The organism is Nocardiopsis sp. iso_238 (genome assembly GCF_056173325.1).
Map to the genome: position 1 here is coordinate 2,777,801 of NZ_CM149668.1, position 13,535 is coordinate 2,791,335.

Here is a 13,535-nt window from a genome sequence, read left to right on the forward strand (position 1 = left end):
TGGCGTCTCGTCAGCACGGACGCCGTGTAGGTCGGGGCGGTTGCGGTCGCGAGTTCCGTAGCCGTGCGGTGCGCAACGAGCCGGTCTCTCCCGGCCCCTGACCCACGCCACCTTAATGAGTGTTATCAATAATGAGTGTACTCATTTTATGGTCAGGTCAGGGCCACCACCACGACCAGCCTGGTCACGGCCGGTCGTGACCAGCGGTGTCAGCGGACGAGGTCGTGTTCGTGGGCGAAGACGGCGATCTGCACCCGGTCGCGCAGCCGGAGCTTGCGCAGGATCGAGCCCACGTGGGTCTTGATCGTGGACTCGCTGGAGTGGACGCGAGCGGAGATCTCCGCGTTGCTCAGACCGCGTGCGACCGCGTCGAGAACCTCGCGTTCCTTCTCCGTGAGCTGTTCGAACTCCTTGGGCAGAGGTGTGCGGGCCCGGTAGTCACCGTCGAGGAGGGTCGCGAGGTCGTTGGGTGCCAGCACGGCGTTCCCACGGTGGACCGTACGGATCGCGTCGCAGAGCATCGCCGGGGTGGTGCCCTTGAGCAGGAAACCGCTCGCTCCGTAGCGGATCGCCGCGGTGGCGCGTTCGTCGAGGTCGAAGGTGGTGAGCACCACGACCCGTACCGGGTGCTGGCGGCGCGCCACCCGCGCCGGGGCGAAGATCTCCCGGGTCGCGGAGACACCGTCGAGTTCGGGCATCCGCAGGTCCATCAGGACGATGTCCGGCTGGAGCCGGTCGACGGCCAGCACCGCCTCGCGGCCGTCCGCGGCCTGTCCGACCACGTCGAGGTCGGGCTGGGAGTCGATGATGACCGCCACGCCGGTGCGGAACAGGTCCTGGTCGTCGACGATCAGGACCCGGATGGGCGGTGCGGACTCGTTCAACTCTTCCTCACAGCTCGGACGGGGAGCCACGCCCGGGCGACATAGCGTTCCTCTCCGTCGACGGTCGCCCGGCCGAAGCTCAGTCGACCGCCCACGGACTCCAATCGTCGGACCATACCTTGTTGTCCCAGTCCGGGGCCGCCGGGGCCGTCCGGGGCGTCCCGGGCGTCCGGGGCCGCCGTGCCGACCGCGTTCTCGACCTCCAGGTGCAGGCCGTCGTCCCAGCACTGCCCGACCCGCACCCGGGTTCCGCGTCGGCCGTGTTTCAGGGCGTTGGTGAGCATCTCCTGGAGTGCGCGGTAGGCGACCACGTGGATCTCCGGCGGCAGCGGACGGGGGGCTCCGCTGACGGAGGACTCGATGTCGTTGCCCGCGCTCCGGACCCCCTCGATCAGGTCGTTGAGGTCGGTGCTCCCCGGCTCCTCGGCTCCCGAACCGTCACTGGTCGAGCTGAGCACCGAGCGCACGTCGTTCAGGGAACGGCGTGAGGTGGCGGCGATGTTGGCGAGCGTCTCCTGGATCATCCGCTCGTCCTTGAGATCGCGGAACTGGGCCGATTCGGCCTGGGCCAGGATCACCGCGAGGGAGTGGCCCACCACGTCGTGCACGTCCCGGGCGAGCCTGGTCTGCTCGGAACGCAGCCTGGCGATCTCGTCGGAACGGGCGGTCTCCCTCTCCGCCTCCACACGCGCCCGTTGTGAGGCCCGCGCCGAGCGCGTGGTGCGTACGGCCAGCCCGGTCAGCCAGGGCACACCCAGGAGCAGAGCGGCGACCGGAGCGACGAAGAGGTAGTTCGCGACCACCACGGACAGGGCACCCCGCCCGTTCAGAGAGACCAGCCCCAGCTGGTCGAGCACGTGGTTGGTCACGAGCACGGTACCGATCGGGATCGAGGCCAGGCTCGCCCAGAGCACGGACCGGCTGCCCCAGCGGGCGAGGGCGAACGCCACGTAGACGACGGAGAGCTGGGCGGCCAGGATGTCGCCGCCCAGCCACAGCTGTGCCAGGCCCGTCAACCAGACGACCACCAGCGCGGAGGCGCCCTGGTGGCGCGCCAACGCGCACGCCAGTGCCGAACCCGCCGCGATGACGGCCGCCGCGGTGACCATCGACACCCGCGCGTACTGCTGGTACGTGCCCGGATCCAGGGGGATGCTGCGGAGGGGGACGCCCACCCCCGAGTACACGATCATCTCCAGCAGCGTCGGCGCACCCTGAAGACGCGCGACGAGCTCCAGGGCCGCGGCAGCGAGGACGGGCAGGGCCAGCGCCAGGTCGGGCGCGTAGCGGCGAATACGTTTCACACCGATCATGGTGCTCGTTCCGGTAGGCGATGGCGAGTTCATCGCCCGGTCGGTGGTCACACAAACGTGTCGCGGACGGCCACCCCGCCCAGTGCGGCGTCGATCCACGTCTCCAACAGAGCGCGGTATCCCCAGCCCTCGGCCCCGAACATCTTCGGCACCTGCGACTGGTCGGTCATCCCGGGCATGGTGTTCACCTCGTTCAGCACGGGGCCGTCCTCGGTGAGGAAGAAGTCCACCCGGGCCAGGCCCCGGCAGCCCAGGGCCCGGTAGAGCCGTTCGGCGGCCTCCCGCAACGCCGCGTGCTCGTCGTCCTTCATCGCGGGGGAGACCACGAACCGGGCGGACCCGTCGTACTTGGTGGTCGTGTCGAAGAGCCCGTGGTCGAGGAGGATCTCCAACGGCGGGCTGATCCGCAGGTCGCCACCCGGGAGTTCGGCGACGGCCAGGTCGATCTCGCGGCCGGTGACGACGTCCTCGACCAAGGCGCGGTCGTCCAGTTCCAGGGCCTGCTCCAGCGCCGTACGGAGCCCGGCGGCGTCGCGTGCCAGGGACACGCCGTGGCTCGAACCGGCGGCGACCGGCTTGACCACCACCGGGCGGTCGAAGACCGGGGCGTCCGGGTCGGCGCGCGTGACCAGCCGGCCCGGAGCGGTCGCGACACCGACGGCCTCGGCGACGAGCTTGGTCGCCCACTTGTCCATCCCCAGGGCACCGGCGCGCAGCGGTGAGCCCGCGTACGGGACCCCGGCGAGGTCACAGAGCGCGGCCAGGGCACCGTCCTCGCCGCGGGGGCCGTGCACGACCGGCAGGACGACGTCGCAGTCGGCCAGGATCCCCACCGCCCCGGCCAGGCTCCGGGCGACCGACGTGCCCAGCTCGGCGCCGCCCGGGCCGGACCAGAGACCGTCCCGGCGGATGGTCAGCGGGACCACCTCGTACCGGTCCCCGTCGTCCAGGGCGGAGGCGACGGAGGCGGCGGAGGCCAGGGAGACCTCGTGTTCGCTGTTGCGGCCGCCGCCGATCACGGCGACCCTGAGCGGGGTGTTCACGGGAGAGTTCACAGTGTGCTCCTCAGCAGTCGCGGCCCCAGGCCGGTGACGATTTCGTGGGGGATGGTGTCGCTCCAACGGGCCCAGTCCTCGACGGTGGGCTCTCCTTCGCGGCCGGGACCGAAGACCACGGCGCCCGTGCCCGGCCGCACCGGGTCGTCACCGAGGTCGACGACCGCCTGGTCCATGGAGATCCGTCCGCGCAGTCTGCGGCGGCGCCCCCCGACCAGGACCTCGGCCCGCCCGCTGGCGACACGGGGCAGGCCGTCGGCGTAGCCGATCGGGATCAGCCCGAGGTGGGTGGGTCGGTCGGTGACGTCGGAGTGCCCGTAACCGATGCCGGCTCCGGCCGGGACCCGGCGGACCTGGACCACCGGGGCGGTCAGCCGCAGCGCGGGGTTCAGGTCCGTGGTTCCCGAAGGATCGATCCCGACCAGACCGGCGCCCACCCGCACGAGGTCCAGGTGGGTGGTCGCGTCGGTCAGAGCGGCGGCGGTCGACGCCAGGTGCCGCAGTACCGGACGCAACCCGGCGGCCCGGGCGACGTCCAGGCCGTGGAGCAGGGCGCGGCGCCCCGACAGCGTGGTCGGATCACCGGGCCGGTCGGCGCACGGCAGGTGCCCCATGACCGCCAGGACCTCGATCAGCCCGGCGCGTTCCGCGTCACGGGCCCGGGCGCAGAGCTCCGGCCAGTCGCCCGGTGCGGCTCCGTCGCGCGCCATCCCGGTGTCCAGGTGCAGGTGGACACGCACCCGCCGACCGGCCCGGGTGGCGCCGGACACCACGCGGTTCAGGTGCTCGCGACTCGCGACCCCCAGGTCGACGCTGTGCCGGGCGGCCGCGGAGGCGTCGAGGTCCACGGGGTTGAGCCAGCTCAGGACCGGCGCGCTGATCCCGGCACGACGCAGCACCAGGGCCTCGTCCAGCGAGGTCACCCCCAGCCACCGGGCGCCATGGGCGAGCGCGGTGCGAGCCACCGCGACCGAACCGTGGCCGAAGCCGTCGGCCTTCACCACCGCCATGAGGTCCGCGTTCGTGCGCTCGGAGAAGAGCCTGGTGTTGGCCGCCACGGCGTCGGTGCCGGTCTCGAGGTGCGGACGCGTCACGGTGCCCGAAACCGCGGCGGTGCGCGGGACCGTCGCGGCGGTCACGCGGCCACCGGGCGCTCGACCGGCCCGAACAGAGCGTGCGGTGCCCCGGTCGTCAACGCCCAGTAGCGGTCGCCGTAGGACCAGTGCCACCACTCGGTCGGGTAGTTCACCAGCCCTTCCCGGCCCAGGACGGCGGCGAGCAGGGACCGGTTGGCCCGAGCCCGTTCGTCGACGTCCGCGTCGAACCAGCAGGCGCCCGCGCTCTCCTCAGGTGTGGCGTCGACCGGCGACCCCAGGGGCAGTTCGCGGTCGTGCGCGTCGACGAGTGTGAGATCGACAGCGGCCCCGGCCACGTGCGGAGCGACCCCGATCGGGGACACGAAGCGGCTCGACAGTCGGCGCACCTCGGCCTCGTCCGCGTCCGGATGGCTCTCGCGCACCTGCGTGGTGTGCCTGTCGATGATCTCCTGCTGGTCGGCGAGGCTGCGGTGGCCCTCGACCAGCTTCAGGTCGACACCCGCAGGCAGGTTCCGGCGGGCCCGCACGAGCCGCTCGGCCAGGGGACGCCTCACCAGGACCAGGGGTGCGAATTCGACCGCGACCAGGTCGCTGCCGTCGTCGCGCACCGGGACGCCCGCGACTCGGGGATCGGAGAGAAGAATCGTCATGGCCACGACACTAGGAACGCGCGGTGCGGCCGGACCTCCCCCTGAGGTACCGGTCGAACCGCCTCAGGTACCGGAGCGGTCAGACCCCGGACGTTCGACGACACCCGCTCCGCCTCCCCGGTGATCAGGGGGTGGTGTCCCGAGGCGGCGGGAGTTCCCGGCCCGTGCGGACTTGCCGGGCCGCCTCGCGGGGCCCGAGGATGGGTCCCTGTGTGCGCGGCCCGGCTCCCACCGGGCCGTACCAACGGGAAGAGACAGGTGCCATGACCGCATTGACGACCTCCAGCCGCGTGGACGACATCCTCCGGCGGAGCGCGGCCAGAACCCCCGCGAACACCGCCCTGGTCTTCGCCGACCGTGAGTGGACCTACGCCGGGCTCGACGACGCGGTCACCCGGGCCGCCGCGCGCCTGCTGGCGACGGGCGCGGTCAAGGGCGACCGCGTCGCGGCCTACGGAAGGAACTCCGACGCTTACCTGATCGGGTTCCTGGCCTGCGCGCGGGCCGGCCTGGTGCACGTGCCCATCAACTTCGCCCTCCAGGGCGTGGAGCTGGCCTACCTGCTGGAGCAGTCCGGCAGCACGGTGGCCCTGGTGGACCCCTCGCTACGGGCGGCGGTGGACGCCCTGCGCACCGAGACCGGGGTGGAGCAGGTGCTGGAGCTGCGCGACGCCCCCGGCTCACTGCTGGAGGAGGCCTCGGCGGGGCCGGTGCCCGAACTGGACGCGGAGGTGGCCGACACCGACCTCGTCCAGCTCCTGTACACCTCCGGCACCACGTCCAGACCCAAGGGCGCCATGATGACCCACCGCGCCCTGGTACATGAGTACCTGTCGTGCCTGGTGGGGCTGGACCTCGACGCCGGGGACAACCCCCTGCACGCCATGCCCCTCTACCATTCGGCACAGCTGCACGTGTTCCTGATGCCGTGGCTGGCGGTGGGCGCCCGCAACACCCTGGTGGAGGCGCCCGACCCCGCGGACCTGCTGAACCGGATCGAGGCCGACGGGCACGGGGCCTTCTTCGCCGCCCCCACACTGTGGGTGGCGATGGCCAACCACCCCTCGTTCGACGACCGCGACCTGTCCAGCCTGCGCAAGGCCTACTACGGGGCCTCCATCATGCCCGGGCCGGTCCTGGACCGGCTCCGCTCCGCCCTGCCCGACCTGGGCTTCTACAACTGCTTCGGGCAGAGTGAGATCGGCCCGCTGGCCACGGTGCTGCGCCCCGAGGACCACGCCGACCGGCCCGCCTCGGCCGGACGCTCCACCCTGTTCGTGGAGCTGCGCGTGGTGGACGAGCACGGCGCGGAGGTCGCGCCGGGCGAGCTCGGTGAGGTGGTCTACCGGTCGCCGCAGCTGTGCCTCGGGTACTGGGACAAGCCCGAGGAGACCGAGGAGGCGTTCCGGGACGGGTGGTTCCACTCCGGTGACCTGGTGCGCGCCGACGCCGAGGGGTACATCGAGGTGGTCGACCGGATCAAGGACGTCATCAACACCGGCGGGGTGCTGGTGGCCTCGCGGGAGATCGAGGACGTGTTGTTCGCGCACCCCGGGGTGGCCGAGGCCGCGGTGGTCGGGACGGCCGACGAGAAGTGGATCGAGGCGGTGACGGCCTACGTGGTGCCCGCGGCGGACGCCGACACCGAGGCGCTGCCGGAGCTCCTGGTGAAGCACGTGCGCCAGCACCTGGCGCCGTTCAAGGTGCCCAAGACGGTGCGGTTGGTCAGCGAGCTGCCCCGCAACGCCTCGGGCAAGATCCTCAAGCGCGAACTCCGCGACCGCCCGGCCTCGACGGCCCAGCACCGGTGATCACCTCCCTGGTGAAATTCGTGCGATGGACAGACGGCGAGCCGCACACACCGCCCCGGTCTTCCAGGCAGAAGGGAAGGATCGGCAATGGGTGAAGGAGTGCGTAACTCCTTTTCCGGAGACAACAGCGGCTACCTCATTCAGGCTCAGAACGTCCGCCTGGACATGGCGAACAACGAGGTGCACCAGGCCCGTAGGAGGCTGGCGGAGGTCGTGCTGCAACTGTTCGACGGCCCGTCGGTACTCCGGACCGGAGCCCTCGACGAGCTTGAGGCCTTGGGATGCGGTTTCCCTGATCTCAGGCAGGCGGTCGTGGACGCCCTGTGCGCGTTCCTGCGTGACTGGTCGAGGACGGACGCTGGGCAGGCATGCGGGAAGGCCCAGGAGATCCTGAGCCGGAGGCTGTCCGCACATGACTTCCACCAGGGGCGGTGTTCGCGCGACGAACTGGAACTGTGGCGGGACGTGCGACTCGACCTGAGGGGTGCGCTGCTTCGGGACTTCTCCTTCATGGACGCCGAGCTCGACCAGGCCGACTTCAGCGAGGTCGAGTTCCACGGGGACACGACGATGTTGGGGATGCGGGTCTGGAACCACGCCCGGTTCGATGGTGCCGTCTTCCAGGGGTTCGTGAGCTTGCGTAATTCGAGCTTTCGACAGACGGTCACCTTCACGCGGGCGACCTTCGAGGATGTGCTGTTGTTTCACAAGTCCACGTTCGAGTGCGCAGCGGACTTCGAAGGGGCGGTTTTCCGGGCGAAGGCGTCCTTCCTGTCCGCGTCCTTTGCGGGGGACGCACGCTTCACCCGTGCGGTCTTCCACCGGGACGCCCAGTTCGAGACGGCCGAGTTCAGGCTTGAGGCGGTCTTCGCGAACGTGGACTTCCGATCGGAGATCTCGTTCGAGCGAGCGGTCTTCCATGATCTGGCCGACTTCACCGGAGTGGACGGATCCAGGGGGTTCTGCTTCTCCCAGGCCACGCTGCCCGCGTACCCGCACCACCGGGTTCCCCTGGGATGGGCCCTGCGGGAACACCAAGGTGCGGGGTACATCCTGCCCATGGACGAAGAGGTGGACCTCCCGGAGGGAGGGGGACGTCCGCGCCCCCGCCGGTCAGCGGGGTGGTTCGACCAGGAGGGCGGGCTGGTCGGGCCGTCCCGCCAGGGCTGATCGGACGCGGTCCGCGATCCAGTCGGGGCACCGGCCCGCTCCTCGCCCGAAGGGAGGGGCGCGGGCGGTCGCCGTACCGCGACCGCCGAGCCGTTCCCACATCACGACGGCGGACGCTGAGGCGGGGACCAGCTGGACGGCGACCGGGTTCAGGGCCTTCATCCGCCAGTGCGTCGAATCGGCGGAGCGCGTTGGTGCGTCCAACTCGCCACCTTGAGAGCGGTGTTCACCACTCCACGCGTGGCCAGCCGGGGGAGGGGCGCAGCGGTTCCGCGTGGTGTGGCAGGGATCCTCCCGGCGTGCTTCGGGGCCGTGGGACCGGGCGGACGGTGCCTGGTTCCCACGGCCCTTCGGTCACCCCTCCGTGACCGCTCCCTGGAGGGCCTTCCACGCCTCGACCACGTGGTGGTCGCGGGTGAACGTCCCTCCCGTGGCGAAGCGGAGGAACACCTGCCCGTCCCGTTCGGAGTGGGTCAGGAACGTCGTCCCCTCGGTGTTGACGGTCTCCATGAGCCGGTGCTGTGCCTCGTTGGTCGCGCCGTCCGCCGTCAGGCGGAAGCACACGAGCCCCAGACACGGGTCCCGGGTCAGCTCGAACCGGTCGTCGGCGCGGACCAGGTCCGCGAACATCCGGGCGTGTTCGACGCCGACGCGCACGTGACCCCGGAGGCCCTCGACGCCGTACCAGCGCAGCACCGACCACAGCTTCAGGGCGCGGAAGCGCCGCCCGAGCGGGATCTGCCAGTGCCGGAAGTCGGTCACCCGTCCGGAGTCCGACGCGGTGTTGCGCAGGTACTCCGGCAGCACGCTGAGCGCGCCGGTGAGGGCGTCGTGGTCGGCCACCCAGAACAGGTCGCAGTCGAAGTTGGTCAGCAGCCACTTGTGCGGGTTCGTGCAGTACGAGTCCGCGTACTCGACCCCGGCGTTGACCCAGCGCAGGTCCTCGCACACCCCGGCCACCCCGGCGTACGCGGCGTCGACGTGCAGCCACACGTCGTGGTTCCGGCAGACGGCCCCGACCTCCTCCAGCGGGTCGAAGGCCAGGGCGGAGGTCGTACCGCGTGTGGCCACGGCCATCAGCGGTGTGACCCCGTTGCCCAGGTCCGCCTCGATCCGAGCGCGCAGCTCCTCCGGGAGCATGGCGCCGTCCGCACCGGTGGCGACGGTGCGCACCGACCCCAGGCCCAGGCCCGCGATGACGGCGGCCTTCGTCGCGGCGGAGTGGGTCTCGCTCGTGAGGTACACCGCGTAGCGCTGACCGCCGGTCCCGACCTCACGGCTGCGACCCCCGGTGGCCCGCTGCAACGCGGCCAGGACCGCCACCAGCACGGCGCTGGAGGCGGTGTCCTGGATGACGCCCCCGTCGCGGAACCGTTCCGGCAGTCCGAGGGTCCGCCGCATCCACTCCAGCATGTGCTGTTCGACCTCGGTGCACGCCGGACTGGTGTTCCAGTTCATGCCCTGCACGCCGAGACCAGAGGCGAGGAGGTCCCCCAGGACGGCGGGGCCGGAGGCGTTGGCCGGGAAGTAGCCAAAGAACCGCGGGTGCTGCCAGTGCAGGAGCGCCGGTGCGACCACGTCCTCCATGTCGCGGAGGAAGCGGTCGAAGGGCTCACCCGACTCGGGCGGGTCCTGGGGGAGCCGCTCCCGCACGGAGCCGGGCTCCACCGGAGCGGCGACCGGTCGGCTCTCCAGGCTCTCCCAGTAGTCGGCGATCCAGTCGATCGTCCGGTACCCGTGCTCGCGGAACTCCTGCGGGCTCATGTGCGGGTCGTTCACAGCAGCGGCTCCTTGAGATGGCGGGCCAGGTAGCGCACCCCGTCGGTGCCTCCCGTGCCGGGCACGTCACCGATGATCCTCTTCGCGACGCCGTAGTGGGTGTGCTTCCACCGCGCCCACTGCTCGTTCACGGCCTCGACACCCCGCAGGTGTCGTTCGTCGGTCACGGTCTTGCGGAGCGTGTCCCCCAGGGAGGGGGCCGGTGCGGGGACCGCGTCGAGACCGACGGCTCCGACGGTCTCCGGGCGCACCCCGGCCGTGCCCCGGCAGCGGCGCTCCAGCCGGGCGAAACCCTCCGACTGCAACGCGCCGGTACCGGCGGTGGCCGCGCGGATGGTCGCGAACTGGCCCGGGTCGATCAGCGCGACGAGGCGGAAGCAGCGACGGGCGTGGGCGAGGGCGTCGGTGATCCCCGCCAGCGGCGTCTCCAGGGAGGACGTCTCGTTGGCCCGTGCGGCCTCGTGGGCCGCGTCGGCGTACTCGGCCGCCAGGACGGCGAGCAGTTCCATGACCTGCACGGAGCGGATGAACAGCGGCTCGTCCGGCTCCCGGGTCGCCACCGGCACGGTGCCCTCCACCAGGAGGGCGAGCGTCGGGGGCAGCCCCGCGCCGCCTCCCGACAGCAGCCGGTTGCACCGCCGCACGGCCTCCGGAGGCGACTCCAGGTGCACACTGTCGTGGGCCCCGGTCCAGCCGGGCGCGGGGGTCAGGCCCTGTGCGAACCTCGCCGCGGCGACCAGGAGCGAGCGCCGTCGGCCGTCGTCGCCCTCGCGCAGGCCGCGCCGGAGTTCGTGACGGATCATGTCGGCGGCCAGCAGCGCGGAGATCCGGGTCAGGCGGTCGGGGAGGTCGCCCAGTCGGCACCACCGCTCCAGCAGGGTCGTCATCGTGTAGGCGCCGTAGGAGGGTGCGCCGCGCGCACGGCTGGTCAGGCACTCCAACCACAGGGTGGTCACCCACTCCGGGCCTCCCGGCGCGGGGTCCCTCTTGCGTCCCTGTTCCCAGGCGTGGACCAGCAGGTCGTTCAGTGCGTGGGGGAGTTGGTTGATCCCGTGTGCGCGGACCGCCTCGACGACGGCCCGGTGGGGGAACTCGTACGACGCGGACGGGCGGCCCCGGAGAACCCAGGTCTCCAGGGCGCGCCGCGCGCTCTCACTGACGGTGGTCATGGTTGGGGATCTCTCCAGACGGGGTGCGGCCCCGGCTCCTCCGGGGTCCGCACCCGATCACGTGGTCGGAAACCGTGGCGGAGCCACACGCCCCGCCACGTACTGGCTTCGGCGTGTCCGCCTGGTCCCGGTACTGTCGCCGCTCACTCCGGTTGGTAGAGGCGACCGTCGGACCAGAGGGTCGCGACACCGCCCCACGCGGCGGCCGAGGCCACGTCGGGGAAGAAGCCCCGCCCCTTGTGGTTGGCGCTGGTGTTGCAGAGCAGGGGGATGCCCGACAGGCGCTCGTAGGCGGTCAGCAACCGGTGCACCAGGGGGGACTGCTCCTCGTTGACGGTCTGGAGGCGGGCGGTGCCGTCCAGGTGCACGATCGCGGGGACCTTGTCCGCCCAGCCGGGGCGGGTGCCGTGGTCGAAGATCATGTAGGGGTCCGGTGTCCCGGGCGAGAAGATCTCCGGCGCCCGGTGCTCCAGGCAGACGGGGGCGACGGGGCGGTAGTCCTCACGGTCCTTGACCCGGTTGAGCACCTTCTTCATCGAGGCGTCCGTGGCGGGCGCGAGGATGCTGCGGTGCCCCAGGGCCCGGGGGCCCAGTTCGGCCCGGCCGCTGAGCACGATCACCGGCTCACCGTGTTCGTGCAGGATCCGGGCGAGCTCGTCGACGTCGCAGGGACGGGAGACGTAGCCCGGGGGGTCCGCCTCCGCGGGCCGCACCCGCGGCCCCTGGTAGACGCCCCACTCCAGGGCCGGGCGTCCGCTGTGCAGCGCCCACTCCACGCTCGCGGCCCCCAGGGCCGCACCCGAGTCGTTGGGGAAGGGCGGGACCCACACGTGCTCGAACAGGCCGCAGGAGCGCAACAGGCTGTTCCACTTGATGTTCAGCGCGCACCCTCCCGCCAGGACGAGGCGCGGCGGCAGGCCGGCCCCGTCCATCCGGGCGGCGAGCGCCCCACGGAGCCGGCGTCCGAGGTAGCCCTGGAAGGTGGCGATCAGGTCGGCGTCGCTCGCGCCGCTCCAGCGCGCGCCGCCCTCCTCCGTGAGGGCCCGGGCGAGGTCGTCCCCGTTGGTGAAGGACAGGTCGAGTCCGCCGAGGATCCGGTCCAGCACGTCGTCGTACCGGGATTCGTCGGTGCCCAGGGCGGCGTAGGCCATGGCCTTCCCGGCCACGTCCAGGTTGCGGGGCATGGCGTGCCGTGCCGCGTCGGTCCGGTCGTCGGGTGAGTGGAACGGCGGCAGGGCGGCGCAGAAGTCCGCGAACGCGGAACCGTAGAGCGGGAACAGCTCGCCCAGACGGGTCACGCGCAGGGGCTCGGGCTCCACGTGGTAGAGCACCGGGGTCATGCCGCCGTCCCAGACCAGCACCAGGGAGTCCTCGCCCCGGCCGGGGAAGGGGCTCGCGGCGTAGGCGCCCATGAGGTGCTGCGCCGAGTGGTGGTAGCTGGTGTACTCGTACTCCCGCCCGCCCAGGGGCAGGCCACGGAAGCGGTGGACGTCGAGCACGTGCGTGTCGGGCCCCTCGATGTAGGGGGCGACGGGCAGCCGCAGGGCGCGGCCGCCGTCGGTCACGTGCTCCAGGACGGGGGCGCCCTGGTCCTGGCCCAGCGGGGCGAACCAGCCGTCGACGACGAACCGGTCGACGTCCGCGACGGCCACGCCCTCCTCCGCGAGGACGTCCGCCACCGTCTCCAACCGGTCCAGCGGCTGGAAGCGCCGGTTGTTGTCCAGCTTCTCGGCCTCCACCGACGTGACGAGCCTGCCGTCCTCGATCAGCGCCAGACCGCCGTCGTGGGTGAGTTTCAGTCCGCAGACGAGCATCCGATCACTCCTCTCCCGCGCGGGTGAGCACCCAGGTCGCGTAGCGGGTGGACTCGTTGACCGGCCGGGGCGAGTAGTTCTCGTAGACCCGGGCGTCGGGGAACCCGGCGGCGTGGGCCTGGGCGCGGATGTCGTCGTCCTCGATCGCGTAGAGCCGGTGCACCTCGCGGGTCCCCGTGTAGGAGCCGTCGCCCTCACGGGTGAACTGCGAGTAGTGCAGGTCGCAGTAGGTGGTGTCGGGTTCGCTGGTGAAGTCCCAGATGAACGCCAGGTCGCCCTGGTCTCCGGCCCACATGCGGTTGCCCCAGTGCCCCTTGAGCAGGGCCGCGGTCTCGATGTCGAAGACGAAGACCCCGCCCGGCGGCAGGACCGCCGCCACGGCGCGGAAGGTCGCGCCCAGCGTCGCCGGGTCGGGCTGGTAGTTGAAGGCCGCGGCGGTGCACACCACCGCGTCGGCGCCCTCGGGCAGCGCGTCCGGCAGTTCGATCTGCCGGAAGTCGGCCCGGTCGCCCAGACGCGCCTTGGCCAGGGCCAGCATCGTCTCGGACCGGTCCACGGCGGTCACCTCGTAGCCGCGCTCGACGAGCTGCCGCGTCATGAGCCCCGTGCCGCAGCACAGCTCCAGGACCCGGCGCACCCTCTGCGCGCGCTCGACCCACACGTCCTCGATGAAGTCGGCCATCTGCTGCCTGGGTGACTCGCCCCACTGGGTGATGGCGTAGTCCACGAGGCGGTCGTACACGTCGGCCGTCGCCGCGTACGGTTCCGGAAGGTCCACTTGCGGTTGTCCCTG

11 protein-coding genes are annotated in these 13,535 nt (G+C 71.8%); 2 read left to right on the forward strand and 9 right to left on the reverse strand.

Annotated elements, in window-relative coordinates; all coding sequences use genetic code 11:
• Positions 1 to 209: 209 nt before the first annotated feature.
• The 5 genes from AC0VYL_RS12340 to AC0VYL_RS12360 are packed head-to-tail and all read right to left on the reverse strand — an operon-like array spanning position 210 to position 4,999.
• On the reverse strand, positions 210 to 884 hold the full coding sequence (locus AC0VYL_RS12340) for a response regulator (protein ID WP_475483207.1): 675 nt from the start codon (positions 882 to 884) through the stop codon (positions 210 to 212).
• Entirely contained in the window at positions 881 to 2,188 is a 1,308-nt protein-coding gene (locus tag AC0VYL_RS12345; protein ID WP_475483208.1) for a sensor histidine kinase, read from the reverse strand. Before AC0VYL_RS12345 ends, AC0VYL_RS12340 begins: the two co-directional genes overlap by 4 nt.
• 56 nt (positions 2,189 to 2,244) lie before the next feature.
• Positions 2,245 to 3,252, reverse strand: a complete 1,008-nt coding sequence (locus tag AC0VYL_RS12350; RefSeq protein ID WP_475483209.1) for a D-alanine--D-alanine ligase family protein — start codon at positions 3,250 to 3,252, stop codon at positions 2,245 to 2,247.
• Positions 3,249 to 4,391, reverse strand: coding sequence for an alanine racemase (gene alr, locus AC0VYL_RS12355; RefSeq protein ID WP_475483210.1), 1,143 nt, complete (start codon positions 4,389 to 4,391; stop codon positions 3,249 to 3,251). Before alr ends, AC0VYL_RS12350 begins: the two co-directional genes overlap by 4 nt.
• Complete coding sequence (locus AC0VYL_RS12360) at positions 4,388 to 4,999, reverse strand: M15 family metallopeptidase (RefSeq protein ID WP_475483211.1); 612 nt, start codon at positions 4,997 to 4,999, stop codon at positions 4,388 to 4,390. The genes alr and AC0VYL_RS12360 overlap by 4 nt, the downstream gene beginning before the upstream one ends.
• A 263-nt stretch (positions 5,000 to 5,262) precedes the next feature.
• Between AC0VYL_RS12360 and AC0VYL_RS12365 the strand changes: the two genes are divergently transcribed.
• Together AC0VYL_RS12365 and AC0VYL_RS12370 are read left to right on the forward strand one after the other, a co-directional pair.
• On the forward strand, positions 5,263 to 6,810 hold the full coding sequence (locus tag AC0VYL_RS12365) for a fatty acyl-CoA synthetase (RefSeq protein ID WP_475483212.1): 1,548 nt from the start codon (positions 5,263 to 5,265) through the stop codon (positions 6,808 to 6,810).
• A 99-nt stretch (positions 6,811 to 6,909) separates the two neighbouring features.
• Positions 6,910 to 7,980 (forward strand): pentapeptide repeat-containing protein, encoded by a 1,071-nt coding sequence (locus AC0VYL_RS12370; protein WP_475483213.1) that lies wholly within the window; start codon positions 6,910 to 6,912, stop codon positions 7,978 to 7,980.
• Between the two features lie 354 nt (positions 7,981 to 8,334).
• Here the strand turns inward: AC0VYL_RS12370 and AC0VYL_RS12375 are convergent, their stop codons facing one another.
• From AC0VYL_RS12375 to AC0VYL_RS12390, 4 genes are all read right to left on the reverse strand, one after another.
• Entirely contained in the window at positions 8,335 to 9,759 is a 1,425-nt protein-coding gene (locus AC0VYL_RS12375) for a pyridoxal-dependent decarboxylase (protein WP_475483214.1), read from the reverse strand.
• A complete protein-coding gene (locus AC0VYL_RS12380) occupies positions 9,756 to 10,928 on the reverse strand; it encodes a hypothetical protein (RefSeq protein WP_475483215.1) in 1,173 nt (390 codons plus the stop codon). Before AC0VYL_RS12380 ends, AC0VYL_RS12375 begins: the two co-directional genes overlap by 4 nt.
• A gap of 143 nt (positions 10,929 to 11,071) precedes the next feature.
• Complete coding sequence (locus AC0VYL_RS12385) at positions 11,072 to 12,742, reverse strand: carbamoyltransferase N-terminal domain-containing protein (RefSeq protein ID WP_475483216.1); 1,671 nt, start codon at positions 12,740 to 12,742, stop codon at positions 11,072 to 11,074.
• A 4-nt stretch (positions 12,743 to 12,746) separates the two neighbouring features.
• A complete protein-coding gene (locus AC0VYL_RS12390; RefSeq protein ID WP_475483217.1) occupies positions 12,747 to 13,520 on the reverse strand; it encodes a class I SAM-dependent DNA methyltransferase in 774 nt (257 codons plus the stop codon).
• Between the last annotated feature and the right edge of the window lie 15 nt (positions 13,521 to 13,535).

Coding starts and splice junctions, on each gene's coding strand:
- AC0VYL_RS12360 (WP_475483211.1), bottom strand. CDS start 4,999: ATGACGATTCTTCTCTCCGATCCCCGAGTCGCGGGCGTCCCGGTGCGC.
- AC0VYL_RS12365 (WP_475483212.1), top strand. CDS start 5,263: ATGACCGCATTGACGACCTCCAGCCGCGTGGACGACATCCTCCGGCGG.
- AC0VYL_RS12380 (WP_475483215.1), bottom strand. CDS start 10,928: ATGACCACCGTCAGTGAGAGCGCGCGGCGCGCCCTGGAGACCTGGGTT.
- AC0VYL_RS12385 (WP_475483216.1), bottom strand. CDS start 12,742: ATGCTCGTCTGCGGACTGAAACTCACCCACGACGGCGGTCTGGCGCTG.